Annotated in this window: 20 protein-coding genes and 1 pseudogene; 12 read left to right on the plus strand and 9 right to left on the minus strand. The window is 73.1% G+C overall.

All coding sequences use genetic code 11. From position 1 onward, the window contains the following. Positions 1-60: 60 nt before the first annotated feature. Positions 61-2,580 (plus strand): excinuclease ABC subunit UvrA, encoded by a 2,520-nt coding sequence (locus ABZ312_RS07245; RefSeq protein ID WP_500436724.1) that lies wholly within the window; start codon positions 61-63, stop codon positions 2,578-2,580. Positions 2,581-2,608: 28 nt separating this feature from the next. Here the strand turns inward: ABZ312_RS07245 and ABZ312_RS07250 are convergent, their stop codons facing one another. The 3 genes and pseudogenes from ABZ312_RS07250 to secF all read right to left on the minus strand — a co-directional run. Continuing rightward, positions 2,609-3,061 (minus strand): TIGR03668 family PPOX class F420-dependent oxidoreductase, encoded by a 453-nt coding sequence (locus ABZ312_RS07250; protein WP_500436726.1) that lies wholly within the window; start codon positions 3,059-3,061, stop codon positions 2,609-2,611. A 31-nt stretch (positions 3,062-3,092) separates the two neighbouring features. After that, on the minus strand, positions 3,093-3,917 hold the full coding sequence (locus tag ABZ312_RS07255; RefSeq protein ID WP_500436728.1) for an LLM class F420-dependent oxidoreductase: 825 nt from the start codon (positions 3,915-3,917) through the stop codon (positions 3,093-3,095). A gap of 108 nt (positions 3,918-4,025) precedes the next feature. After that, a pseudogene (gene secF / locus ABZ312_RS07260) lies at positions 4,026-5,232 on the minus strand (protein translocase subunit SecF); the annotation flags it as partial. Between the two features lie 164 nt (positions 5,233-5,396). Between secF and ABZ312_RS07265 the strand changes: the two are divergent. Together ABZ312_RS07265 and ABZ312_RS07270 are read left to right on the plus strand one after the other, a co-directional pair. Further along, positions 5,397-6,182 (plus strand): hypothetical protein, encoded by a 786-nt coding sequence (locus ABZ312_RS07265; RefSeq protein WP_500436730.1) that lies wholly within the window; start codon positions 5,397-5,399, stop codon positions 6,180-6,182. A 78-nt stretch (positions 6,183-6,260) separates the two neighbouring features. Continuing rightward, positions 6,261-7,103, plus strand: a complete 843-nt coding sequence (locus tag ABZ312_RS07270; RefSeq protein ID WP_500324831.1) for an aldo/keto reductase — start codon at positions 6,261-6,263, stop codon at positions 7,101-7,103. Positions 7,104-7,119: 16 nt separating this feature from the next. Here the strand turns inward: ABZ312_RS07270 and ABZ312_RS07275 are convergent, their stop codons facing one another. Next, positions 7,120-7,749: a TetR/AcrR family transcriptional regulator gene (locus ABZ312_RS07275; RefSeq protein WP_500324830.1), complete on the minus strand. Its 630-nt coding sequence runs from the start codon at positions 7,747-7,749 to the stop codon at positions 7,120-7,122. A gap of 93 nt (positions 7,750-7,842) precedes the next feature. Between ABZ312_RS07275 and ABZ312_RS07280 the strand changes: the two genes are divergently transcribed. Together ABZ312_RS07280 and ABZ312_RS07285 are read left to right on the plus strand one after the other, a co-directional pair. After that, positions 7,843-8,598, plus strand: a complete 756-nt coding sequence (locus ABZ312_RS07280) for an SDR family NAD(P)-dependent oxidoreductase (RefSeq protein ID WP_500324828.1) — start codon at positions 7,843-7,845, stop codon at positions 8,596-8,598. A gap of 50 nt (positions 8,599-8,648) precedes the next feature. Next, positions 8,649-9,440 (plus strand): class I SAM-dependent methyltransferase, encoded by a 792-nt coding sequence (locus tag ABZ312_RS07285; RefSeq protein ID WP_500436732.1) that lies wholly within the window; start codon positions 8,649-8,651, stop codon positions 9,438-9,440. A 420-nt stretch (positions 9,441-9,860) separates the two neighbouring features. On the opposite strand, the gene ABZ312_RS07290 is transcribed toward ABZ312_RS07285, so the two are convergent. Together ABZ312_RS07290 and ABZ312_RS07295 are read right to left on the minus strand one after the other, a co-directional pair. Beyond that, entirely contained in the window at positions 9,861-10,406 is a 546-nt protein-coding gene (locus tag ABZ312_RS07290) for a GNAT family N-acetyltransferase (RefSeq protein ID WP_500436734.1), read from the minus strand. 426 nt (positions 10,407-10,832) lie between these two features. Then, positions 10,833-11,393 carry a GNAT family N-acetyltransferase gene (locus ABZ312_RS07295; protein ID WP_500324823.1) on the minus strand — a complete coding sequence of 187 codons (561 nt, stop codon included), beginning with the start codon at positions 11,391-11,393 and terminating at the stop codon, positions 10,833-10,835. 435 nt (positions 11,394-11,828) lie between these two features. On the opposite strand from ABZ312_RS07295, the gene ABZ312_RS07300 reads away from it, so the two are divergent. The 7 genes from ABZ312_RS07300 (at position 11,829) to ABZ312_RS07330 (ending at position 20,077) form a co-directional block, all read left to right on the plus strand. After that, positions 11,829-12,860, plus strand: coding sequence for a LacI family DNA-binding transcriptional regulator (locus ABZ312_RS07300; RefSeq protein WP_500324821.1), 1,032 nt, complete (start codon positions 11,829-11,831; stop codon positions 12,858-12,860). A gap of 113 nt (positions 12,861-12,973) precedes the next feature. Next, complete coding sequence (locus tag ABZ312_RS07305; RefSeq protein ID WP_500436736.1) at positions 12,974-14,248, plus strand: extracellular solute-binding protein; 1,275 nt, start codon at positions 12,974-12,976, stop codon at positions 14,246-14,248. Positions 14,249-14,257: 9 nt separating this feature from the next. Then, a complete protein-coding gene (locus tag ABZ312_RS07310; RefSeq protein WP_499515940.1) occupies positions 14,258-15,220 on the plus strand; it encodes a carbohydrate ABC transporter permease in 963 nt (320 codons plus the stop codon). Position 15,221: 1 nt separating this feature from the next. Then, complete coding sequence (locus tag ABZ312_RS07315) at positions 15,222-16,115, plus strand: carbohydrate ABC transporter permease (RefSeq protein WP_500324817.1); 894 nt, start codon at positions 15,222-15,224, stop codon at positions 16,113-16,115. Positions 16,116-16,206: 91 nt separating this feature from the next. Then, the gene (locus ABZ312_RS07320) at positions 16,207-17,223 is read left to right on the plus strand and encodes a glycoside hydrolase family 130 protein (RefSeq protein ID WP_500324916.1); all 1,017 of its coding nucleotides are present in this window, start codon (positions 16,207-16,209) and stop codon (positions 17,221-17,223) included. Next, positions 17,220-18,416 carry a Gfo/Idh/MocA family protein gene (locus tag ABZ312_RS07325; RefSeq protein WP_500324816.1) on the plus strand — a complete coding sequence of 399 codons (1,197 nt, stop codon included), beginning with the start codon at positions 17,220-17,222 and terminating at the stop codon, positions 18,414-18,416. Before ABZ312_RS07320 ends, ABZ312_RS07325 begins: the two co-directional genes overlap by 4 nt. Further along, a complete protein-coding gene (locus ABZ312_RS07330; RefSeq protein ID WP_500324815.1) occupies positions 18,413-20,077 on the plus strand; it encodes a glycoside hydrolase family 13 protein in 1,665 nt (554 codons plus the stop codon). Before ABZ312_RS07325 ends, ABZ312_RS07330 begins: the two co-directional genes overlap by 4 nt. 94 nt (positions 20,078-20,171) lie before the next feature. On the opposite strand, the gene ABZ312_RS07335 is transcribed toward ABZ312_RS07330, so the two are convergent. From ABZ312_RS07335 to ABZ312_RS07345, 3 genes are all read right to left on the minus strand, one after another. Then, entirely contained in the window at positions 20,172-21,089 is a 918-nt protein-coding gene (locus ABZ312_RS07335) for a LysR family transcriptional regulator (protein WP_500324814.1), read from the minus strand. Positions 21,090-21,345: 256 nt separating this feature from the next. Beyond that, a complete protein-coding gene (fdhD, locus tag ABZ312_RS07340) occupies positions 21,346-22,185 on the minus strand; it encodes a formate dehydrogenase accessory sulfurtransferase FdhD (protein WP_500436738.1) in 840 nt (279 codons plus the stop codon). After that, positions 22,173-24,467: an FdhF/YdeP family oxidoreductase gene (locus ABZ312_RS07345; protein ID WP_500436740.1), complete on the minus strand. Its 2,295-nt coding sequence runs from the start codon at positions 24,465-24,467 to the stop codon at positions 22,173-22,175. Before ABZ312_RS07345 ends, fdhD begins: the two co-directional genes overlap by 13 nt. Between the last annotated feature and the right edge of the window lie 7 nt (positions 24,468-24,474).

Raw genomic sequence — 24,474 nt, forward strand, 5'->3', positions numbered from 1 at the left:
GTGCCGGGCGCGCGGTGCCGCGCTCCCGGCACGTACCCCCACCCCGTTCTCCGGAGGGGCATGAACAGCACGGCCCACGACCCGTACGTCCGGGTGCGCGGCGCCCGCGAGCACAACCTGCGCGACGTCGACGTCGACGTCCCGCGGGACGCGCTGGCGGTGTTCACGGGGGTCTCCGGCTCGGGCAAGTCCTCGCTGGCGTTCGGCACCATCTACGCCGAGGCGCAGCGCCGCTACTTCGAGTCCGTCGCCCCGTACGCCCGCCGGCTCATCCACCAGGTGGGCGCGCCGGCGGTCGACGACGTCCTGGGGCTGCCCCCTGCGGTCGCCCTGGAACAGCGCCGCGGGGCGCCCACCTCGCGCTCCTCCGTGGGCACGGTGACGACCCTGTCCAACACGCTGCGGATGCTCTTCTCCCGCGCGGGCCGCTACCCGCAGGGGGCGGAACCCGTGGACTCCGACGCCTTCTCCCCCAACACGGCCGCGGGCGCCTGCCCAGTCTGCCACGGGCTGGGACGGGTGCACCGGGCCACCGAGGAGCTGATGGTCCCCGATCCCTCGCTGAGCGTCCGGGAGGGCGCGATCGCCGCCTGGCCGGGCGCCTGGCACGGCAAGAACCTGCGGGACGTCACCCGCACCCTCGGGTACGACGTCGACCGGCCCTGGCGCGACCTGCCCGCGCAGGACCGGGAGTGGATCCTGTTCACCGACGAGCAGCCGGTGGTGACCGTGCACCCGGTGCGGGAGGCGGGCCGGATCCAGCGCCCGTACCAGGGCACCTTCCAGAGCGCGCGGCGCTACGTCATGCACACCTTCGCCGACTCCAAGAGCCCGGCGCTGCGCGCCCGCGCGGAGCGGTTCCTGGAGAGCTCGCTCTGCCCCGCCTGCGACGGCAGCCGGCTGCGCCCGGAGTCCCTGGCCGTCACCTTCGCCGGCCGGAGCATCGCCGAGCTCAACGCGATGCACCTCGCGCGGCTCGCCGACGTGCTGCGCCCGGCCGCCCGCGGCGCGGTGGACGACCTCCCCGAAGGCCCGGAACGGCAGATCGCCACGACGCTGTGCGCCGACCTCGTCGCGCGGATCGAGGTCGTCACCGAACTCGGCCTGGGCTACCTCAGCCTGGACCGCACGACGCCCACGCTCTCCCCCGGCGAGCTGCAACGCCTGCGCCTGGCGACCCAGTTGCGCTCCGGCCTGTTCGGTGTGGTGTACGTGCTGGACGAGCCCTCGGCCGGGCTCCACCCGGCGGACAGCGAGGCACTGCTGACGGTCCTGGTGCGGCTGCGGGAGGCCGGGAACTCGGTGTTCGTCGTCGAGCACGACATGGACGTGGTGCGCCGCGCGGACTGGATCGTCGACGTCGGACCCCTCGCGGGCGAGCGCGGCGGCCAAGTGCTGTACAGCGGCCCGGTGGACGGACTGGAGGCGGTCGCCGAGTCCGCCACCCGCCGGTTCCTGTTCGCCGCGGGACCCGATCCGGCCGCCGGTCGCACCGCACGGAAGCCGTCGTCGTGGCTGGGTCTGCGCGGCATCACCCGGCACAATCTGCGCGGCGTGGACGTCGAGCTGCCCCTCGGGGTGTTCACGGCGATCACGGGGGTGTCGGGTTCGGGCAAGTCGACGCTGGTGGGCGTACTGGCCGGGGTGCTGACGGAGCACCTGGGGCCTTCCGGCACCGCGGACGACGCGGCCGTTCGCGCGGACGCCGCCGACGGCGACGGCGACGACGACGAGGCCTGGGAGGGCGCCGGCGCCGGGCCGGCGTTCGGCGTCCTGGCGGACGGCCTGCAGGCGGTGGACCGGCTGGTGCGGGTGGACCAGAAGCCCATCGGCCGCACCCCGCGCTCCAACCTCGCCACCTACACCGGCCTGTTCGACGCGGTGCGCAAGCTCTTCGCGGCCACCGACGACGCGCGGCGGCACGGCTACAAGGCCGGGCGCTTCTCCTTCAACGTCGCGGGCGGCCGCTGCGAGACCTGCCAGGGCGAGGGCTTCGTCGCCGTCGAGCTGCTGTTCCTGCCCGGCACGTACGCCCCCTGCCCCACCTGCCACGGGGACCGCTACAACGAGGAGACCCTGTCGGTCCGTTACCGGGGGCGGAACGTCGCGGAGGTGCTCGGCATGAGCGTGGACGCGGCGGCGGAGTTCTTCACCGGCGTCCCCGCGGTCGCCCGCAGCCTGCGCACCCTCCAGGAGGTGGGGCTTGGCTACCTGCGGCTGGGGCAGCCGGCCACCGAGCTGTCGGGCGGCGAGGCGCAGCGGATCAAGCTCGCCTCCGAGCTGCAGCGCGGCCGCCGCGGGCACACCGTGTACCTGCTGGACGAGCCCACCACGGGCTTGCACCCGGCCGACGTGGAGCTGCTGATGCGGCAGTTGCACGAGCTGGTCGACGCCGGCCACTCGGTCTTCGTCGTCGAGCACGAGATGAGCGTCGTGGCGGGTGCCGACTGGGTCATCGACCTGGGCCCCGGCGGCGGGGACGCCGGAGGGAAGGTCGTCGCCACCGGGCGGCCCGCGGAGGTGGCCGGGGCCGGGGGCAGCCGTACGGCGCCCTACCTGGCGCGCCGGCTGACGGGCTGACCCTTCCCTCCGCGGTCCGCCCCCGGCTTCACACGGCCCGCCAGCCGCTCCAGCGCCGTACGGAGATCTCCACCACGGGCCCGGCGGGCGGACGGCGCGCGTACTGACCGTACTTGGCGGTCAGCAGGGCGACGCAGCGGGCGGCCGCTGCCGATCCGCAGGTCGGTCCGCCGGCCGGTTCTCCGACCGGGGGGAGGACGCGGGCCGTGCCGTCGGCGCGGGCCCACCACAGCAGCTCCCAGTCCTCGTCGTAGCGGTCGGCGAGCAGGCAGACCGACGGGTTGGCGTCGATGTTGGCCAGGCGTTTCAGGCGCGTGGTCCGTTTGGGTTTGTGGTCCACGGCCAGCGCGACCGTGTCGCCGTCCACGGCGAAGACCACCGGCACCAGGTGCGGCACACCGACGGCGTCGGCGGTGGCCAGGCGTGCGACGCGTGCCGCGGCGAAGCGCTCGCGTGCCTCGCCGCTCGTCAGGGCCGGCATCGGGTCCTCCCCTCGTCGGGGTCCCGCCGGGTCAGCGGAACCGGTCGGCCAGCGCGGCCAGTCCGTCCAGGTGCTCCAGGGTCTCCCGTTCGGGCAGCGTCGGCAGGTGGAGCAGCACCCGTTCGACACCGAGCCGCTGGTAGCCCTCGAGCTGCTCGGGGCCGCCGCGGACCCCGTACACCGTCACGGGCACGTCGCGTCCGGTGACCTCGTGCAGCCGCTCGATGCGCGGGCCGAGGTCGTCCGGCGCGTCACTGTTGGCGAGCCAGGCGTCGCCGAGCTCGGCGACCCGGCGGAACGCGCCCTCGCCGCCGCCGACGTAGATCGGCGGATGGGGCCGCCGTACCGGCTTGGGCCAGGCGAAGACGGGGTCGAAGTCGACGAACCGGCCGTGGAACTCGGCCCTGTCCGCGGTCCACAGCTCGCGGATGGCCCGCAGCCGTTCGTCGGTGAGCAGGCCGCGCGTGGCGGGGTCGGCGCCGTGGTTCCGCATCTCCTCGCGGTTCCAGCCGACGCCGACGCCGAAGACGGCACGGCCGTCGGAGACCAGGTCGAGGGAGGCCACCTCCTTGGCCGTGTGGATCGGGTCGCGCTGCGGGATCAGCGCGATCCCGGTGCCCAGCAGCAGACGCCGGGTGACGGCGGCGATCACGGAGAGGGCGACGAAGGGGTCGAGGGTGCGGTAGTACACCTCCGGCAGCTCGCCACCCATGGGGTAGGGGCTCTCGCGCTTGACGGGGATGTGGCTGTGCTCGGCGATGAAGACCGAGTCGAACGCCCGTTCCTCCAGGGCGGTGCCGAGCGGGGCGGGGCGGATGCCCTGGTCGGTGATGAAGGTGGAGATCCCGATGTACACGACGGCTCCGTGGGTTGCGACGAGCGGATGGCTCCTCTGTGCTGCCTACCCCGTCCGGGTGGCCGCGCGCCCACGACCACCCGGGAGGAGCATCGCGCCGGGTGTCCCTCAGCCGGCCGCCACCGGGCGCGCGGTCACCGGCGCCCGCTTGCGCCGGTGCAGTTCCACGGCGAGCGGCGCGGCGGTGAACACCGAGGACCAGGTGCCCACGGCGAGCCCGATGAGCAGGGCCAGCGCGAAGTCGGCCAGCGATCCCTCCCCCAGCACGGCGAGCGCGGCGAGGACGAACGCCGCCGCCCATCCCGGTGTTCACGGTGCGGGGCACCGTCTGCAGGACCGCCGCGTTGGCGACACGGGCGAAGGGGCGCCTCCGGTCGCGCCGGGTCAGTTCCCTGACCCGGTCGAAGACGACGACGGAGTCGTTGACCGAGTACCCGACGACGGTCAGCAGGGCCGCGACGAAGACGCCGTCGACGGGCTTGCCGAGCCAGGCGAACACCCCCACCAGGACGACGACGTCGTGCACCATGGCGACCACCGCCGCCGCGCCGAACGTCCACCGGAACCGGGCGGCCAGGTAAAGGAGTTGGGCGGCCAGGGCCACGGCGAGGGCGATGACGGCGCCGCGGCGCAGCTCCTTGCCGATGCCGGGCCCGACGGACTCGTCACGGAGTTTCTCCGCCTGCCCGCCGAGACCGCTGATCGTCGCGATGACGCGGTCCTCCTCCGGCTCGGTCAGGTCCGCGGTACGCACGGTGAGACGGTCGTCGCCCGAGGTCGGCACGACGGCCCGCGGGAACGCGGCACCGCCGAGGACCTCGCGTGCGCGGTCGGCGCTCACCGGCCGGTCCGTGGCGTACTCGATGAGCCGGCCACCGGTGAACTCGACCCCGAGGTCGGCACCCCGCACCAGCACGCCGGAACCCGCAAGGACGAGGACCGCCGCCGACACGGCGAGCCAGCGCCGTGGGCGCCGCATCAGGTCGGGGTCGCGGCGGGTGATCCGTTCCCGTACGGCGCCGATGCCCGCGATGCCGGACAGGTGCGGGCGCCGTCGGACGGAGCGGCGGGTGACGGCCGTTTCGGCGAGGGACCGGGTGATCACCAGCGCGCTGAGCATCGAACTGAGGACACCGATGCCGAGGGTGACGCCGAAGCCGCGCACCGGCCCGGACCCCAGGAAGAAGAGCAGCGCGGCGGCGATGAGGGTGGTGACGTTGGTGTCCGCGACCGCGCTGAAGGCCTTCCGGAACCCGGCGGTCAGCGCGGACCCCAGGCTGGCGCGGCGCCGTGCCGCGTACTCCTCACGGGCCCGGCCCGGATGGTGCTCGCCGACGTCGAGGCGGCCCTGGAGCGCATGCGCGAGGGGCGGTACGGGATCTGTCCGCTGTGCCGGGAGCCCATCCCGCTGAACCACCTGGTGGTCGTCCCCCAGGCCCGATACTGCGGCCGCTGCCTGCAGGCGCGGGGGGCCGAGTGATGAGCGCGCCGTGGCTGCCGGTGCGCCGGCAGACGGGCTTCGCCCTCGACCTGGGCAGTGCCCGCACGCGGGTCTGGGCCCTCGGCCGGGGCATGGTGCTCGACGTGCCCACGGTGACGTTCCCGGGCTCGGGCACCGTCCACCCCGTCCGCCGCGGCGTCATCGACGTCCCCGGCACCGCCCGGATGCTCGACCGGTTGCTCCGCCATCGGCTGCCCCGTCTCGGCCGCCCGCTGGTCGCGCTGACGGCGCCCGTCCTGGACGGCGTCGCCTACCGCGCGGCGGCCCGGGCCGCCGTGGAGGTCCTGCGGCCGCGCGCCGTCCTGACGGTGCCCACGGGGCGGGCCGTGGCCCTCGCGGCCCGCGAGGACCTGAACCGCCCGCTGCTCGTGGTGGACGTCGGCGCCCACCTCACGGAGACGGTCCTGCTGGTCGACGGCGCGGTGACCGACGCGCACCGCGCGGAGCTCGGCACCACCGGCCTCGACGCGGACCCCGGTGCCGCCGCACGCCTCGTCGACGCGCTGGTGGCCACCGTGGCGACCGTGCTGGAGGAGGACCGGACGGCGGCCGCGCCGGCCGCCCTGGCGCACGGCGTCCTCCTCGCCGGCGGGGGCGCACTGCGCCCCGAGGTCGTCTACCGTCTCGCGCGCCGGCTCGACGTCCCCGTCAAGGTGGTGCCGGCGCCGCACACCGCGGCGATGCGCGGCGCGGCCGAACTCCTGGGATCCGCCCGCCTCCACCCGTCGTTCACCGGCAACGTCCGCGCGCCGGTGCCGGAGTAGGAGCCGGCGCGGTCCACCGAGTTGCACCACCGGATGCGGGGTGGTGGCCTGAAGGGGTGTCGTGCCGGGGAGGCAGGGATGGCGACAGCGTCGATGCGTACGGTCCGGCTGTCCTCCAGGGACGTCCCCGCGCTCGGCCAGGGCACCTGGTACCTCGGTGCGGACCCGGGCCGCCGCCGCGAGGAGCTCGCCGCCCTGCGGCTCGGTGTGGACCTGGGCATGTCGATCGTCGACACCGCCGAGATGTACGGCGACGGCGCGGCGGAGGAACTGGTCGGGGAGGCGATCGCGGGACGCCGTGCCGAGGTGTTCCTCGTGAGCAAGGTGCTGCCGGACCACGCCGACCGCCGTGGCGTCGTCGCGGCCTGCGAGGCGAGTCTGCGACGGCTCCGCACGGACATCCTGGACCTGTACCTGCTGCACTGGCGGGGGCGGCATCCGCTGGAGGAGACGCTGGCCGGGTTCACCGAGCTGATGGCCGCCGGAAAGATCCGCACCTGGGGGGTCAGCAACCTGGACGCCGGGGACATGGCCGAACTGGTCTCCCTCCCGGGCGGTTCGGCCGTGGCGGTGGACCAGGTGCTCTACAACCTCACCCGGCGCGGCATCGAGTGGGACCTGCTGCCCTGGTGCCGGCGCAACCGGGCCGGAGTGATGGCGTACTCCCCCGTCGAGCAGGGCAGACTGCTGCGTTCCGCACCGCTGCTGGCCGTGGCGGACGGCCTCGGCGCCACGCCCGCCCAGGTGGCGCTGGCGTGGGTGCTGGAGCAGGGCGTGGCGGCGATCCCCCGCTCGGGGCGGCCCGAGCACGTGCGCGAGAACCGCGCCGCGGCGGACCTGCGGCTCCCCGCGGAAGCGCTGGCGGCGCTGGACGCCGCGTTCCCGCCGCCCCGCGGGCCCGTGCCGCTGGAGGTGCTCTGAGGGGTGCCGTGCCCGGTCAGGGGGCCGACGGCACGGGCGCGGGTACCGGTACGGGTGCGGCGAGGAGCCGTTCGATGCCCAGGTCGAGGGCGGCTTCCAGGTGCGTGAGCGAGCCCGTCGACATCAGGATCGAGACACCGCCCTGGATGCCCGCGAGGAGGGCGGCCGCGACACGGTCGGCGTCCAGCTCCGGTGAGATCTCCCGCTGCTCCTGCATGGCCCGGATGCCGGTGGTGATCTGGGCCTGCCACGAGGCGAGGAGTTCCCTGGTGACGGCCTGCGCGCCGGGCGTGGCGGGGCTCAGCTGCGAGATGAGCGTGCCGAGCGGGCACTGCTGCCCCTGCCGCCGGTAGCGGTCGACCACCGCGTCCCGCCAGTCGTACCAGGCCTGCCAGGAGGTGAGCGCGCCGAGGTGCGGCTGCTGGTCGGCCAGGACCCGGCCGGCCTCGTGCCGGGCCACGGCGAGCAGCAGCTCCTCCTTGCCGCCGGGGAAGTAGTGGAAGAGCTGGCTCTTGCTGGTGGCCGTGCGGGCGCGGATGTCGTCCAGGGTGGTCTCGACCGCGCCTCGCTCGCGGATCTCCTCCGCGGCCCCCTCGACGATGCGCTGCCGGGTGGCGGCGCCCTTGGCCGTCAGTCGTGCTGCCATGCCTCCATCCTGCCACTTTCTGGACTTGCAGGTCCAATTTCCGGGTGGCACCTTGGCCGTTCCCAGCCGGTTCACGGAGAAAGGTGCGGAAACATGACCCAGCGACTCACCGGGCGGACGGCCCTGGTCACCGGTTCCACCACGGGCCTCGGCGCCGCCATCGCGGCGGCCCTGGCCGCCGAGGGCGCGTTCGTCGTCGTCAGCGGACGCGACGCGGCCCGCGGTGCCGACGTCGTGGCACGCATAGAGAAGGACGGCGGCTCGGCGGCGTTCGTCGGCGCCGACCTGTCGGGCGGCGCCGACGCGGTCGGCCGCCTCGCCACCGACGCGCTCGCGGCGGCCGGCGGCCGGATCGACGTCCTCGTCAACAACGCGGCGCTCCTGCTCACACCGACGCCCACCGCCGAGGTCCCGCAGGAGACCGTCGACCAGGCCCTGGCGGTGAGCGTGCGGTCGGTGTTCCTCCTCACCGGCCTGCTGGCGCCGCCCATGGCCGAGCGCGGCCACGGCGCCGTGGTCAACCTGGGGTCCATCAACGGCATGCGGGGCATGGCGCATTCGGCGCTCTACAGCATGACCAAGGCGGCCGTGCACTCGCTCACCATGTCGTGGGCCGCGGAGTACGGACCGCACGGGGTCCGGGTCAACACCGTGGCCCCCGGTCCCACCCTGACGGAGAAGGTCGCGGCGATGGAGGAGCACCTGACCCCGATCATCGCGCGCATGCCCGCGCGCCGCGCCGGCGACCCGGCGGAGGTGGCATCGGCCGTCGTGTTCCTGGCGAGCGACGAGGCCTCGCAGATCCACGGCGCCACGCTCACCGTCGACGGCGGGTTCACCGCGGTGTAGCGACCGGCCGCCGACGGGTGACCGCGTCCGGTGCTTGCCACAATGAGGGCATGACCAGCGCCGGTCGCTACGGTGAGCGCTTCTTCCGCCCGGAGGACGCCGGCGAGGGCGACCGCATCGACCTCGCCGCCGCCACGTACGACGACACCACCCTCGCCCGCCTGCGACAGCTCGGGGCCGGCCCCGGGTGGCGCTGCCTGGACGTCGGCGCCGGCACGGGCACGGTGGCGCGCAGACTGCTGCGCGAGGCCGCGGTCAGCGAGGTGCTCGCGGTCGACCGGGACGTACGGTTCCTGGCGGCACGTCCGACGCCGGGCCTCACGGTGCGGCAGGCGGACGTCACCGTGGACGACCTCCCGCCGGGGCGGTTCGACCTCGTCCACGCGCGGTTCGTGCTGATGCACCTGCCGTCGCCGGAGCGGATGATCGCCACGCTCGGCGGCCTGCTCGCCCCCGGCGGCGTCCTGGTGGTCTGCGACGCCGTGGACCTGACCACCGCCGCCGCCCCCGGCACCCCGTACACGCTGGCCATGCGGGCGATGTGGCGGGGGCTGCGCGACACCGTCGGCACCGACGTCTCACGGGTGCCGCGCTACCCCGGGATGCTCAGGGCGGCCGGCCTCCGGTCGGTCGCGGCGGAGATCCACGTTCCGCCGCTCCTGCCCGGCAGCACGATCAGCCGGTTCTGGGCGGAGACCTGGCACCGGACCCGGTCCACCATGATCGCCACCGGTCTCGTCGACGACACCCTCGTCGACGAGGCCCTGCGCTACCTGGACTCCCCCCAGTGCGCAGACCTGTCCCCCGGCATGCTCACGGCCTGGGGCCGGTCGCCGCCCTAGGCGTGCCGCCGGGCACCGGCAGACGGCGTGACGCCACCCATGGGCGCAGGGAGCATCACCCGTCCGGCCCCCGGTGGCGTGCGAGCGCGCGGGCCCACGACGAGGCTGGGCAATGGTGTAGTTGGAGGGCTCCGACTCTCCCCGTTCGAGCCCTCATCGCCATGAGTCGGGCCCCTGCCGCAACGGCGCGGCGGGGGCCTGCGGCATGCCCGGGCGCCCCTCCGCCGTGAGCGCTGACCGCAGTCGGCGCGCTTCGGCGACCACACTCCGGATCGACGAACTCGCCACTGCGGAAGACGAAGAGCCCACCGAGTGACTGCCCGGAGTACCGCTACCCAGCCGGCGCGGCCGACCAGCCCCTGCACTGCGGGCCGCATCATTCGGCGAGGTCAGCCGATCTCGCACCCCGCAGTCACACCTTCACGAGCTGTACGTGCGGTTCTCTCCACGGCGGTCCGGCTTTACCAGCCGCGCCTCCAGGACACCGATCCCGGAGTCGTCGGCTGCGCGCCTCGTGCCGTCGCGATCGAAGCCCGCTCGTTCGTAGAACCGCATCGCCAGAGCGTTCGGAACGTACGCGTACACGCACAACGGACCGTAGCCGCGGCCCTCGAGGTCGGCCACCGAGTGTGCGAAGAGCCGGCGGCCCAGGCCGGTGCCGATGCGGTCGGGTTCGACGTAGAGGCCGTAGACTTCGGCGGCGCAGGGTCCCAGGTCCGAGTCCTGGTCCTGATCGGCCGGGCCGGTCCGGCAGAACCCGGCTACTGCGTCGCCTTGCTGTACGACCCACAGGCGGTGCTCGTCCGGGAGTTCGGCCAGGTAGTCGGCCCAGTCCTCGGCGTCGCTCACAGGGTCGAGCCCGTCGAGGAATTCCGGGCTCATGAAACCAGCGTACGCCGCTCTCCACGCACGGACCTTCAGTGCGCCGATGGTCCGTGCGTCCTCGGGAACGGCAGTGCGGATCATGGGCCGATCATAGGTACGGGTCGGTGTCCGATGCCCGGCGATTCCCTGACCCGAAGGGCTTGTTGCCGGGTACCGGGCCGCTGGAGTCATACCAGCCTGCGACCTCGGCGTCCTGTTGCGAAGCGGAAGGCAGAGTCCCCAGAGCCGGGGTGCTGGGGATGGACCATGCCGGAGGCCGCATCCACCGGTACGCCCGCGCCTGCGGGGTGCACCCGCGTTGAGCCCGGCCTCGCTGACCTCGCCGCGGACCGCGCCGCGAACGCATTGAAGTCCAGGTCTACGTCGAGCCGTTCGTCCGGGCAGCGAACTTCGCCTGCGGTGACCCGGGCGAGGTGAACTCGTCGCCCCCGTTCACCGCCTGATGATGCGCTCGCGGCACATCGCTCAATCGCGTCCAGCCCGCGTCCCATTACGCCCCTGCCCCGATCATCCACCAACGGCGCCCGCCAAGTCCCCCGGCACCAGGGAGAACACGACGAGGTCGACGCGGCCGGTGTGCACGAACCCCGCGTTGCGCAGGACGCCTTCACGGCGCAGGCCGGCCTTCGCGGCAACGCGCTGGGAGGCGGTGTTGCCCGTCGCCGCGCGGAGTTCCAGGCGCTGGAAGCCCTGTTCGGCCAGCAGCCAGGTCGCGAGGACCCGGGTCGCCTCCGTGGCGATGCCGCGTCCCCTCGCCCAGGGGGAGACCCAGTAACCGACCTCGCTCGTCAGTGCCCGCCAGTCGGTCCGTTTCAGGCCGACGGTGCCCACCAACCGCCCGCCGTCCGCTTCGGTGACGGCGAAGTGGATGCCGTCGCCGGACTCGCGCAGGGCGTGCGAGACCGTCGTACACCAGGCCGTCGCGTCGTCGAGCGTGTAGGGGCGGGGCAGGGGCAGCCACCGCTGGGTGTGGGGGTCCTCACAGCTGGCCCGGGTGTCTTGGGCGTCGTCCGGGGTGAACGGGCGCAGGAAGAGCCGTTCGGTGCGCAGGACCGTGTCCGGGAACACATCCGTCTCCGTCGTCGTCTCCGTCCGCCGCCCGCGGCCGGGTTGGGCAGACGCTAGCAGCACGCCGCGCCCTACCGGCACCCCCGCAGGGGCCGTGACGCACTGTCACAGCTCGCTCCCTGCGTGGTGACGGTGCACCGCGGCGACATTTCGGACCTATCGTCTCATTTACCACACATAACTCCCCAACTGAGAGTAGGCCCTTGACACTCCGCCCCCCGAGGTTCATGGTTCCTCACATCGCTCGTTTAAACCGGTTCAAACGCGAGGTGACGAGAGCCTTTCGCGTTGGTTGCCCCGGTATGCGAGTGCAAGAACGTGCTGCCTCCGGCGCCGAAGGTGCCGCCGGACGGTGTGCCCCTCGGGGTACGCCGGCCGACGGGACCCGCGGATGCGGATGTGGCGCCCTTCCGCCGCCGTACACGGAGAGTCCGCATGGCCAGACGCCCCACGATCGCCGATGTCGCCCAGCTGGCGGGTGTGTCCAGGGCGACGGTCTCCTTCGTCCTCAACGACCGCCCCGGCGTGGCCGCCGCGACCCAGGAACGGGTCCGCGCGGCGGCCGAGAAGCTGGGCTGGACGCCGAGCCGCAGCGCCCGCGCGCTGTCGACCGGGCGGGCCAGGGCCGTCGGCCTGGTCCTGACCCGCGAGCCCGACCTGATCGGCACCGACCCCTTCTACCCGGCCTTCATGGCGGGCATCGAGTCCGTCATATCCGAGTCCGGTGACGGCCTCATGCTGCACGTGACGGGCCCCCGCAACGAGATGGACACCTACCGCCGCCTGGTGGACGACCAGCGCGTGGACGGGGTGTTCCTCACCGACCTGCGCGTGGGCGACCCCCGCCCCGCGCTGCTGCGGGAACTGGGCCTGCCCGCCGTGGCCGTCGGCGCCGACGACGGTGTCGAGGGGATCGCCACCGTGAACCTGGACGACCGGCCGGTGGTCGCGGGCGCCGTCCACCACCTCGTCGGACTCGGCCACCGCCACATCGCCTACGTCGCGGGCCCCGAGGAGTACCTGCACGCCCAGCGGCGGCTGGGCGCCTGGCGGGACGCGCTCGCGGAGGCGGGCCTGCCCCCGGGCCCGGTACTGCCGGGCGGCTTCACCGCCGAGGGCGGCGCGCTCGCGACGCAGGCCCTGATCACGCGGGGCGACCGGCCCACCGCCATCGTGTACGCCAACGACCTGTCTGCCACCGCCGGCATGGCGGTCGCGCAGGAGGCCGGCCTGCGGCTGCCCGACGACCTGTCGGTGGTCGGCTTCGACGACGTACCGCTGGCCTCCTGGACCAGACCCTCGCTCACCACCTGCCGTGCCGACGCCGCCACCTGGGGCCGCGCCGCCGCACTCGCCCTGATCGAGACGATCGAGCAGGGCACCACCCCGCACGTGGAACTGGACCCGGCCGCGCTCATGGTGCGCGGCTCCACGGGCCCGGCTCCCGCCGGAACCGCACGCCCCTGAACGCGCGCCCGACGCGCCCACGACGTTCTCCGCTCCCCGGAGGGCCGTCACCGAGGCAGGACGACGCCCCGGAACGGCCTCTCCCCACCCCTTGAGAACCCGGAGCCACCGCAATGAAGAAAACCCTCCTGACCGTCCTCTCGGCCGTCGCCCTGACCGTGCCCCTCGCGGCGTGCGGCAGCGGCGGGTCGGACTCCGCCGGGGGCGGCGACGCCGCCCACGGGCCGATCACGGTCTGGTACTCCAACAACGCCCAGGAGGTCGCCTGGGGCAAGAGCATGGTCGCGTCCTGGAACTCCGCCCACCCCGACGAGAAGGTGAAGGCGCAGGAGATACCGGCGGGCAAGAGCTCCGAGGAGGTCATCGGCGCGGCCATCACGGCGGGCAACGCCCCGTGCCTGATCCTCAACACCGCCCCCGCGGCCGTGCCCGGCTTCCAGAAGCAGGGCGGCCTGGTGGCCCTGGACGACTTCCCGGGTGGGGAGGCGTACCTCAAGGCGCGGACCGGCGACCGGCTCTCGCAGTACGCGTCGCCCGACGGCAAGCACTACCAGATGCCCTGGAAGAGCAACCCCGTCATGATCTTCTACAACAAGGACCTGTTCAAGAAGGCCGGGCTCGACCCCGAGCACCCCAAGCTCTCCACCTACCAGGACTTCCTGACCACCTCGCGTGCCCTGGTGAAGGGCGGTGCGCACGCCGCCATCTGGCCGGCGCCCACCTCCGAGTTCTACCAGTCCTGGTTCGACTTCTACCCGCTCTTCGCGGCCCAGACCGGCAAGCAGCTCGTCGAGGACGGCAAGGCCCAGTTCGCCTCGCCCGACGGCGTCAAGGCCGCCGAGTTCTGGAAGACGTTGTACGCGGACCACCTGGCCCCCAACGAGCAGTACAACGGGGACTCCTTCGCCGACGGCAAGTCCGCCATGGCGATCGTCGGCCCGTGGGCCGTCTCCGTCTACGGCGACAAGGTCAAGTGGGGCGCCGTGCCGGTGCCCACCGCGACCGGCATCGAGGCCAAGGGCACCTTCAGCGACGAGAAGTCCATCGGCATGTTCACCGCGTGCAAGAACAAGGGCACGGCCTGGGACGTGCTGAAGTTCGCCACCAGCAAGGAGCAGGACGGCAAGCTGCTGGAGGCCACCGGCCAGATGCCGATGCGGCAGGACCTCCAGGCCGCGTTCCCCGACTACTTCGCCTCGCACCCGGACTACAAGACCTTCGCCGAGCAGGCCGACCGCACCGTCGAGGCCCCGAACGTGCCGAACTCCGTCGAGATCTGGCAGACGTTCCGCGACGCCTACACCAAGTCCGTGATCTTCGGGAAGGGCGACGTCGAGAGCGCCTTCCGCGAGGCCGCGGGCAAGGTCGACGGCCTGGCGAAGCAGTGAGTCACGGCCATGTCCTCCACGCACCATGACGTCCTCCGCCCCGGGTCCGCCCGGGGCGGGGCCCGCCCCCGGGCCGACCGCGAGCCGCGGCCGCGCCGGCTGCGGTTCGCGGGCCGGCAGCCGATCGGCCTGGCCTTCGTCTCCCCGTACCTGATCTACCTGGCCGCGATCTTCCTGTACCCGCTCGGCTTCGCGGTGTGGATCTCCTTCCACGACTACTTCTTCGCCGCGCCGGGCGCCCAGGTGGACCGTCCCTTCGTGGGGCTGGCCAACTACACGGCCGTCCTGACCGATCCGGCCGTGTGGCGTTCCTTCGGCAACATCGCGGTCTTCCTGGTCATCAACGTGCCGCTGACGGTGGCGGCGTCGCTCGTGCTCGCCACCGCCCTCAACTCCAAGCTGCGGGCGCGCACGTTCTTCCGCACCGCCTACTACGTCCCGTACATCACCGCCAGCGTCGCCGTCGTCGGTGTGTGGCTCTTCCTGTTCAACTCCAACGGCCTGGTCAACAAGGCGCTCGGGCCGCTCGCGCCGGACCCGTCGTGGCTGGTCAACTCGCACCTCGCGATGCCGACCATCGCGCTGTTCGTCGCCTGGAAGCAGCTCGGCTTCTTCATCGTGCTCTACCTGTCGGCGCTGCAGAACGTGCCCGGCGAGCTCTACGAGTCGGCCGCGCTCGACGGCGCGGGCAAGGTGCGGATGTTCTGGTCCATCACCGTCCCTGCGGTGCGCACCGCGACGCTGCTGGTGCTGGTCATGGCGACGGTGACGGGCGCGAACCTGTTCACCGAGCCCTACCTGCTGACCAGCGGCGGCGGACCCGACGGCGCCACCACCTCACCGGTGCTGCTGATGTACCAGCGCGGTCTGCAGCAGGGCCACCCGGACGAGGCCGCGGCGATCGGCGTGATCCTCGTCGTGCTGATCACCGGGATCTCCCTCCTCTACCGCCGTCTGCTGGAGAGGGACTGACATGGCCGACGCACACGCCCCCTCGCTCCCGCGCCGCTCGGCGCACCACAGGCCGCACACGCACTCGCGCGCCCGCCGGATCCTGTCGCGGCTGGCCCTGCTCACCGGGGCCTTCGCCTTCCTCTTCCCCTTCTACTACATGCTCATCGGCTCCCTGCAGCGCGAGCCGGACAGCAGCCCCGCCGGCGCCTTCCCGCAACCGGGGAACCTCTCCCTGCACAACTACGCGGAGATCAACTCGGCCATCTCGCTCGGCCGTTCCCTGATCAACTCCGGGATCTTCACCGGCGGCGTCATCGTCTGCACCACCGTCTTCGGCCTGCTGGCGGGGTACGCCCTGGCCCGGCTCCACTTCCGGGGCAAGGGCTCCACCTTCGCCCTGGTGCTGCTGGTGCAGGTCATCCCGTTCCAGCTGCTGATGATCCCGCTGTACGTGCTGATCGTCCGCGACTACGGCCTGGCCGACTCCTACATCGGGATCATCCTGCCGTTCGCGATCAACACCAGCGCGGTCTTCATCTTCCGGCAGTTCTTCCTGCAGCTGCCGCAGGCGATGTTCGAGGCCGCGCGCATCGACGGCGCGGGCGAGCTGCAGATCCTGTTCCGGATCGCGATCCCGCTGTGCAGGCCGGCGCTCGCCTCCGTGGTGCTGCTGAGCTTCACAGGGCCGTGGAACGAGTTCCTGTGGCCGTTCCTGGTCACCAAGGAGCAGGACATGCAGCCGCTGGCGGTGTCCCTGGCCAACTACATCAGCACGGTCTCCTCCGCCGCCGCCAACCCGTTCGGCGCCATCCTCGCCGGTGCCTGCGTACTGGCCGCGCCCGCGGTGGCCCTCTACCTCGTCTTCCAGAGCCGCTTCACCTCCACCGACCTCGATTCCGCCACGAAGGGCTGAACTCGCCGTGAACGACCGCACCACCAGCACCGCCCGTACCACCGGCTCCAGCAGTTCCGTGCCCTACCGCCTGACCCGCGTCGGCGTCGTGATGTCGCCGCTGGCCGGCGAGGCCAACGAAGCCGAGGGCGTGCTCAACCCCGCGTCCGGCCGTACCCCGGACGGCACCCTGCACCTGCTGCCCCGCCTCGTCGCGGAGGGCAACGTCTCCCGCGTGGGCCTGGCCGAGGTCGTGATCGAGGACGGCGTGCCCACCGGCGTCGAGCGCCGCGGCGTCGTCCTCGCCCCCGACGCCGGCTGGGAGCGCGGCAAGAACAACGCCGGCGTGGAGGACCCGCGCACGACGTGGATCGAGGCGCTCGGGCTGCACGTCATGTCGTACGTCGCCTACGGCCCGCTCGGCCCCAAGCCGGCGCTGGCCGTCTCGAAGGACCTGGTCACCTGGGAGCGCCTGGGCCCGATCCAGTTCGCCTACCAGGCCGACCTCGACACCGACCTCAACCTCTTCCCGAACAAGGACGTGGTGCACTTCCCCGAGCCCGTCCCGGGCCCGGACGGCGAGCCCGCCTTCGCCATGCTGCACCGCCCGATGTGGGACCTGGGCTGGTTCCGTCCAGGGGAGGGCGTCCACCTGCCGGCCGGCGTGACCGACGAGCGCCCCGGCATCTGGATCTCCTACGTCCCGGTGGCCGAGGTGGAGAAGGACCTCAGCGCCCTGGCCCGCCCCCGTGACCACCGTCTGGTCGCGCTGTCCGAGCACCCCTGGGAAGAGCTCAAGATCGGCGCCGGCCCGGCACCGATCCGCGTCGAGGAGGGCTGGCTGCTCATCCACCACGGCGTGTCCGGCACCATCGACGACCCCTTCGCCCAGCAGCAGAAGGTCAGCTACGCGGCGGGCGCCATGATCCTCGACCCGCAGGACCCGGCCCGGATCCTGGCCCGCACCGACGAGCCTCTCATGGAGCCGGAGACGGAGGAGGAGCGTTCCGGCACCGTGCCGAACGTCGTCTTCCCGACCGCGATCGAGGAGATCGACGGCGTGCGCTACGTCTTCTACGGCATGGCCGACGCCCACATCGGCGTCGCCCGCCTGGACCGTGCCGAGTGACCACGCTCGGTCTGGGCCTGGCCGGCTGCGGCGCGTTCGGCGCCTACCTGCTGGACGCCGTGGCCGACCTGCCCGGCGTACGCGTCGTGGCGTGCGCCGACCCCGACGGTGACCGTGCCGCCGCCCTCGCGCGGCGGCACGGCGCCACCGTCGCCGCCGACGCCGCGGCGCTGGCCGGCCTGCGCGGGGTGGACGTCGTGGCGATCGCCACTCCCCCGGCCACCCACGCGGAACTCGCCGTCGGCGCGCTGCGCGCGGGCCGGCACGTGTTCTGCGAGAAGCCGCTGGCCGTGACGCTGGAGGACGCCCTGCGGGTGGAGGCCGAGGCCGAACGCTCCGCCGGCGTCCTCGTCGTCGACCACGTCCTGCGCTACAACCCCGTCCTGCGGATGCTCGAGCGGCTGCGTGAGGAAGGGCTGCTGGACCCGCTGGTGCGCTTCGCCTTCGAGAACGACGCCGCCGACGAGGACCTGGGCCCCGGCCACTGGTTCTGGGACCCCGCCCACAGCGGCGGCATCCACGTCGAGCACGGCGTGCACTTCTTCGACGCCGCCCGCGCCCTCATGGGCAGCGAGCCCGTCGAGGTGCACGGCACGGCCGTGCGCCGCGAGGGCGGCCCGGTCGACATCGTCGTGGCCACCGCCACCCACCCCGGCGGCGCCGTCGCCACCCACACCCATTCCTTCACCCACGCCCATCGCGCCGAACGGCAGTTGATGCGCCTGGACTACGGATTCGCCGAGGCCCGGGTCACCGGCTGGATCCCGACCCACGCGACGGTCACGGCCTGGACGGACGAGCAGGGCGCCCGCCGCTGGGAGGACCTGCCCTCGCGTGCCGCCGCGCTGCTGGCCGTACCGGGGCTGCGGCCGCACGGCGAGGAGCGGATCACCGTCACGGTGGAACGCGACGCGGGACCGGCGGCGCCCGCCCGCGGCCGCGGTGCGGAGCGGAGCGTCCCGCACCGGGTGACCTGCGTGGTCGACCTGGGCGGAGAGGCGCGCAAGCAGCACGTGTACGCCGAGAGCGTGCGCGCCGCCTTCACCGACCTGCTGCGCTGCGCGACCGAGGGCGGCACCCCGGTGGCCGACGCGCGGTCCGGGCGGACCGCGGTCGCGGTGGCCGAGGCCGCCACGCGTTCCGCGGAGACCGGCCGCACCCTGCCGGTCCCGTCCGGCCCGACAGGAGCATGAGGAGCACCGTGAGCACCACCATTCCCGCACCGGACACGCCCTGGTGGCGGGACGCGGTCTGCTACGAGATCCACCCGCGCGCGTTCGCCGACGGCGACGGGGACGGCGTCGGCGACCTCGCCGGCGCCGCCGCCCGCCTGGACCACGTGGCCCGGCTGGGGGCGGACGCGGTGTGGATCACCCCGTTCTACCCGTCCCCGCTGGCCGACGGCGGCTACGACATCGCCGACCACACCGCCGTCGCCCCCGACCTCGGCACCGACGCGGACTTCGACGCCTTCGTCGCGCGCGCCCACGGCCTGGGGCTGCGGGTCCTGATCGACCTCGTCCCCAACCACACCTCCGACACGCACCCCTGGTTCCGGGAGGCGCTCGCGGCCGGCCCGGGGAGCGCGGCGAGGGACCGCTACCTCTTCCGCACCGGACGCGGCGCGGACGGTGAACTCCCCCCGAACGACTGGGAGTCCGCGTTCGGGGGTCCGGCGTGGACCCGTGTGCCCGCACCGGACGGCGGCCCGGGCGAGTGGTACCTGCATCTGCACGCGCCCGAGCAGCCGGACCTCAACTGGCGCCGGCCGGAGGTCGTCGCCGACTTCGAGCGGATCCTGCGGCACTGGCTCGACCGCGGCGTCGACGGTTTCCGCATCGACGTGGCCCACACCCTCTTCAAGGCCCCGGGCCTGCCCGACGCCGGACCCGGGCAGCACCAGGACGTCCTGCGCAACCACCTGCTGCCGTACCACGACCAGGAGGAACTGCACCCGCTGTTCCGTTCCTGGCGTCGGCTGCTGGACACCCATCCGGCACCGCCCGGCGCGGTCCCCCCGGGGCAGCGCGTGATGGTGGCCGAGGCCGCCGTGTTCGAACCGGCCCGGCTGGCCCGGTACGTCAGCCCCGGCGAGATGCAGCAGGCCTTCAACTTCGCCTTCCTGGAGTCCCCTTGGGACGGGAGGGAGATGCGCGCGGTCATCGGGCGGTCCGTCGCGTCGATGCGGGCCGTCGGGGCACCGGTCACCTGGGTCCTGTCCAGCCACGACGCGGTCCGCCCGGTCACCCGCTACGGCGGCGGGCAGCGCGGCCGGCGCCGTGCCCGGGCCGCCGCGCTGCTCATGCTCGCGCTGCCCGGCGCCGCGTACGTCTACCAGGGCGAGGAACTGGGGCTGCCGCAGGCCCACGTGCCGGACGAGCGGCTGCGTGATCCCCTCTGGGAGCGTTCCGGCCACCGCGAGCGCGGCCGCGACGGCTGCCGGGTGCCGCTGCCCTGGGAGGGCCCGGCGGCTCCTTACGGTTTCAGCAGCGCCCCCGCCGAGGCCTGCTGGTTCCCGCAGCCCGACGACTGGGCGGACCTGACGGTCCGGGCCCAGGAAGACGACCCCGCCTCGATGCTCGCCCTGTACCGCTCCGCGCTGCGGCTGCGCCGCGCCGCGCCGGTCCCGGCGGAGGCGGCGCCGGTTCCGCAGGGGCCCGCGGACGGTTCCTGGTTCGCCTTCGACCGCGCGCCGGGGCTGCGGTGCCTGACCAACTTCGGCCCGGATCCCCTGGCCCTCGCGGAGGGGGACGAGGTGCTGCTGGCCAGCACCCCGCTCGACGGCCGCTCGGTGCCCGCGGACACCACCGTGTGGCTCCGCCCCGCCGGGACCACGACCGGGGTCACGTCCTAGGCCGGCAGTCCCAGGGCGGACCGGGACTCGCGGGGGCACGGGGACGTGCGTCCGCGCTCCCGCCGCCGGGCGTCGTCGGCCGCGATCCCCGGCCTCACTGCATCCGGGGAAGCGACTCCAGCGGCTTGAGGTCGGCGTGCTGCGCGGTGGCGACCAGCGCCTGCACCATCACGGACTCGGGATCGCGGCGGAAGGCGACCAGCCCTATCTCGGCAGCCCGGGCGGGCTCCACCATCGGGACCGCCCGCACCCCGGGCGGCACTCCCAGGGCATGGATCCACGCCAGAGGGGCGATCCCGGCCCATCGCCCGGGCACGACGTGGGCGATCAGCGAGGCGAACGAGTCGGTCTCCACCCTCGCCGTCGGTTCGGCCCCGGCCGCGGCGAAGAGGGCGTCCATGGTGCGCCGTCCCCGCATGGTCGAGGTGAGCAGGCACAGTGGCAGGGCCGCCGCCTCCGCCCAGGTCGCCGTGGCGCCGCCGGCCGGGGCCCACGAGGCGTCGGTGAGCAGTGCGTACTTCTCCCGGTACAGCGGCACGGTGCGAAAGGCGGCACGCACCTCGTCGTCCAGGTAGGTGACGGCGGCGTCGAGGGTGAAGTCCCTGAGCATCGTGAGGATGTCACTCGACGTCAGGTCGTTCACGATGTGCGCGGTGAGCAGCGGGTGCCGCGTGCACAACGGGTCGACCAGGCGCGGCACGGCGGTGGCCGCGCTGGGCACGACGCCGATGCGGATGCGGCCGCTCAGTCCGGTGCGCATGGCGGCGACCTCGCCCTCCATGGCATCCCGGTCGGCCAGGATCTGCCGCGCCCACACCACGACGCGCTCGCCCTCGGCGGTGAGGCCGTCGAACCGCCGGTCCCGCTGGATCAGCGGGACCCGCATCTCCTCCTCCAGCTTGCGGATGCCCTCGGACAACGAGGGCTGGGACACCCCGCAGCTCTGCGCGGCACGGGCGAAATGCCCCTCCTGCGCCAGGGCCACCAGGTATTCGAGCTGCCGGAAGAGCACGGCTGAGCACCTCTCAGGATTCCACCGGCCGGGAGACGCGTCGGACCTGTTCCCGGGTTCCGAGCTGTATACCAAGTCGCTCCCGGCGGGCCGACGGCGCCCGCCTCCGCGAAGTGCCCGGAGCGCCCGTGTTCCCAGTGAACCGGTGAGTGCCGTGCGCGGCGAGTCGAGGATGCGGTCACGCCGGCACCGGGCGCGGAACGGGTGCCGCCCGGACGGGCGGCACCCCTCGCGCACGGCCGGGCGACGCTCCGCGTCAGGCGACGGGCTGGGCCACGCGCAGCCGCTCGGCGCCGGTGTACACGTTCGCCGAGCGGCCGCGCAGGAAGCCCACCAGGGTCATCCCCGTCTCTTCGGCCAGGTCCACAGCGAGGGAGGACGGCGCGGACACCGCGGCCAGCACCGGGATGCCCGCCATGGCCGCCTTCTGCACGAGTTCGAAGGACGCCCGCCCGCTGACCATGAGCACGGTGCCCCGCAGCGGCAGCAGCCCCTCCTGCAGCGCGTGGCCGACCACCTTGTCGACGGCGTTGTGACGGCCCACGTCCTCACGCAGGCACAGCATCTCGCCGTCCGTCGTGAACAGCCCGGCGGCGTGCAGCCCGCCCGTGCTGTCGAAGACCCGCTGCGCCGCCCGCAGCCGGTCGGGGAGGGTGAAGAGCACCTCGGAGTCGATCTCCGCGTCGTCGCCCGCCACGCTCCAGCGCTGCGTGGTCCGCACCGCGTCCAGGCTCGCCTTGCCGCACAGACCGCAGGAGGAGGTGGTGTAGAAGTTGCGCTCCAGGGAGAGGTCGGGCAGGCGCACGCCAGGGGCCAGGACGACGTCGACGACGTTGTAGGTGTTGCCGCCGTCGTCCGTGGCACCTGCGCAGTAGCGGATGCCCAGCACGTCGTCCGGACCGTGGATGACGCCCTCGCTGACGAGGAAGCCCACCGCGAGGTCGAAGTCGCTGCCGGGGGTGCGCATGGTGACCGTCAGCGCGCGGCCGCCGACCCGGATCTCCATCGGCTCCTCGGCGGCCAGCGTGTCCGAGCGGTGCCCGGGCACCCCGTCCCTGATCCGCAGCACCCGCCGCCGCGCGGTCACCCGGCCCATGCCGCCGCCTCCAGTCGTACGACGACGGCCTTGGAGGTGGGGCAGTTGCTGACGTCCGCGACGCTGTCCAGCGGGACCAGGACGTTGGTCTCCGGGTAGTAGGCGGCGGCCGACCCCCGGGAGGTGGGGTAGGGCACCAGGCGGAAGGACTCGGCCCGGCGCTCGCTGCCGTCGGTCCAGATGCTCACCAGGTCCACCATCTGCATCTCGGTGAGCCCCAGCGCCGCGATGTCCTCGGGGTTGACCATGACGACCCGGCGTCCGCCCTGGATGCCGCGGTAGCGGTCGTCCATGGCGTACGGGATGGTGTTCCACTGGTCGTGCGACCGCAGGGACTGCAGGATGAGGTGGCCCTTCGGCGCCCGCGGCATCTCGAAGTCGTTGCGGGTGAAGACGGCCTTGCCGCTCGGCGTCCTGAAGGTCATCGCGTTCACCGGGTTCGGCAGCTGGAAGCCGCCCGGTTCGGCGACGCGCCGGTTGAAGTCCGCGAACCCCGGGACGACCCGGGAGATCCGGTCCCGGACGGTGCCGTAGTCGGCCTCGAACTCCTCCCAGCCGATCGCCGGGGAATCGTCGAGGGTGGCCCGGGCCAGCCGGGAGATGATCGCCACCTCGCTCAGCAGGTCGGGGGAGGCGGGCGCCAGCTTGCCGCGGGAGGCGTGCACCATGCTCATGGAGTCCTCGACGGTGACGAACTGCTCGCCGCCCGCCTGGACGTCCCGGTCGCTGCGGCCCAGGGTGGGCAGGATCAGTGCGGTGTCACCGCACACGGTGTGCGAGCGGTTGAGCTTGGTGGAGATGTGCGCCGTCAGCCGGCAGCGGCGCATCGCCCGCTCCGTGACGTCGCTGTCGGGGGTCGCCCGGACGAAGTTCCCCGCCACCCCGAGGAAGAACTTCGCCTCGCCGTCGCGCATGGCACGGATGGCGTCGACGGAGTCGTGGCCGTGCTTGACGGGGGGTGTGAAGCCGAACTCCCGTCCCAGGGAGTCGAGGAAGCTCTGCGGCATCTTCTCCCAGATGCCCATGGTGCGGTCGCCCTGGACGTTGCTGTGGCCACGCACCGGGCACGCCCCGGCGCCGGGCTTGCCCAGGTTGCCGCGCAGCATCAGGAAGTTGACGATCTCGCGGATGGTCGGCACACCGTGCTTCTGCTGCGTGACACCCATGGCCCAGCAGACGATGACGCTCTTGGCGGCCAGGACGCGCTCGTGGACCTGCTCGATCTCCTCACGCGTCAGGCCGGTGGCCGTCAGCACGTCGTCCCACGACGTCTTGCGCGCGTGCTCGGCGAACTCCTGGAAGCCCGTGCTGTGCTCGCGGATGAAGTCGTGGTCCAGGACCGTACCGGGAGCGGCGTCCTCGGCCTCCAGGAGCAGGAGGTTCAGCGCCTGGAAGAGGGCGAGGTCGCCACCCGCGCGGATGTGGAGGAACTGGTCGGCGATGACCGTGCCGCGCCCGATGACGCCGCGCGCCTTCTGCGGGTGCTTGAACCGCATCAGCCCGGCCTCGGGGAGGGTGTTGACGGCGACGACGCTTCCGCCGCCCCGCTTGGTCTCCTCCAGTGCGGACAGCATGCGCGGGTGGTTGGTGCCGGGGTTCTGTCCGACGACGAAGATCAGGTCGGCCTCGTGGATGTCGTCGAGGCTGACGGTGCCCTTGCCGACGCCGAGCGTCTCGTTCATGGCGGCGCCGCTGGACTCGTGGCACATGTTGCTGCAGTCCGGCAGGTTGTTGGTGCCGTAGGCGCGGGCGAAGAGCTGGAGGAGGAAGGCGGCCTCGTTGCCCACCCGCCCGGAGGTGTAGAACAGGGCCTCGTCCGGGGAGTCCAGGGCGCGCAGCTCCTCGGCCATCAGGGCGATGGCCTCGTCCCAGGCGATGGGCTCGTAGTGCTCCGACCCGGGCCGCTTGACCATCGGTTCGGTCAGTCTGCCCTGCTGGTTGAGCCAGTAGTCGGACTTACGTCCCAACTCCTCGACGGTGTACTGCTCGAAGAACTCCCGCCGCACGCGGTGCGACGTCGCCTCGTCGTTGATGTGCTTGGCGCCGTTCTCGCAGTACTCGTTCATGTGCCGCTTGCCGGGCGCCGCCTCGGGCCAGGCACAGCCGGGGCAGTCGATGCCCTTGGCCTGGTTGACGTTCAGCAGGGTCAGCATGGTCCGGCGGGGCGAGGTCTGGCTCAGTGAGTACCGCAGTGCGTGCGTGACCGCGGGGAGACCGGTCGCCCAGGTCTTGGGCGAGGTGATCTCCAGGTGCTCGTCCGTTGGGTCCTCCAGAGCGCTCATGCCTGCC

The organism is Streptomyces sp. NPDC006207, from assembly GCF_040613835.1.
GTDB lineage: Bacteria > Actinomycetota > Actinomycetes > Streptomycetales > Streptomycetaceae > Actinacidiphila.

What these genes read in the sequence shown, in the direction of transcription:
- ABZ312_RS07245 (WP_500436724.1), top strand. Translation starts at nt 61, where the DNA reads ATGAACAGCACGGCCCACGACCCGTACGTCCGGGTGCGCGGCGCCCGC.
- ABZ312_RS07250 (WP_500436726.1), bottom strand. Translation starts at nt 3,061, where the DNA reads ATGCCGGCCCTGACGAGCGGCGAGGCACGCGAGCGCTTCGCCGCGGCA.
- ABZ312_RS07265 (WP_500436730.1), top strand. Translation starts at nt 5,397, where the DNA reads ATGAGCGCGCCGTGGCTGCCGGTGCGCCGGCAGACGGGCTTCGCCCTC.
- ABZ312_RS07270 (WP_500324831.1), top strand. Translation starts at nt 6,261, where the DNA reads ATGGCGACAGCGTCGATGCGTACGGTCCGGCTGTCCTCCAGGGACGTC.
- ABZ312_RS07275 (WP_500324830.1), bottom strand. Translation starts at nt 7,749, where the DNA reads ATGGCAGCACGACTGACGGCCAAGGGCGCCGCCACCCGGCAGCGCATC.
- ABZ312_RS07280 (WP_500324828.1), top strand. Translation starts at nt 7,843, where the DNA reads ATGACCCAGCGACTCACCGGGCGGACGGCCCTGGTCACCGGTTCCACC.
- ABZ312_RS07285 (WP_500436732.1), top strand. Translation starts at nt 8,649, where the DNA reads ATGACCAGCGCCGGTCGCTACGGTGAGCGCTTCTTCCGCCCGGAGGAC.
- ABZ312_RS07290 (WP_500436734.1), bottom strand. Translation starts at nt 10,406, where the DNA reads ATGATCCGCACTGCCGTTCCCGAGGACGCACGGACCATCGGCGCACTG.
- ABZ312_RS07300 (WP_500324821.1), top strand. Translation starts at nt 11,829, where the DNA reads ATGGCCAGACGCCCCACGATCGCCGATGTCGCCCAGCTGGCGGGTGTG.
- ABZ312_RS07305 (WP_500436736.1), top strand. Translation starts at nt 12,974, where the DNA reads ATGAAGAAAACCCTCCTGACCGTCCTCTCGGCCGTCGCCCTGACCGTG.
- ABZ312_RS07310 (WP_499515940.1), top strand. Translation starts at nt 14,258, where the DNA reads ATGTCCTCCACGCACCATGACGTCCTCCGCCCCGGGTCCGCCCGGGGC.
- ABZ312_RS07315 (WP_500324817.1), top strand. Translation starts at nt 15,222, where the DNA reads ATGGCCGACGCACACGCCCCCTCGCTCCCGCGCCGCTCGGCGCACCAC.
- ABZ312_RS07320 (WP_500324916.1), top strand. Translation starts at nt 16,207, where the DNA reads ATGTCGCCGCTGGCCGGCGAGGCCAACGAAGCCGAGGGCGTGCTCAAC.
- ABZ312_RS07330 (WP_500324815.1), top strand. Translation starts at nt 18,413, where the DNA reads ATGAGGAGCACCGTGAGCACCACCATTCCCGCACCGGACACGCCCTGG.
- fdhD (WP_500436738.1), bottom strand. Translation starts at nt 22,185, where the DNA reads ATGGGCCGGGTGACCGCGCGGCGGCGGGTGCTGCGGATCAGGGACGGG.
- ABZ312_RS07345 (WP_500436740.1), bottom strand. Translation starts at nt 24,467, where the DNA reads ATGAGCGCTCTGGAGGACCCAACGGACGAGCACCTGGAGATCACCTCG.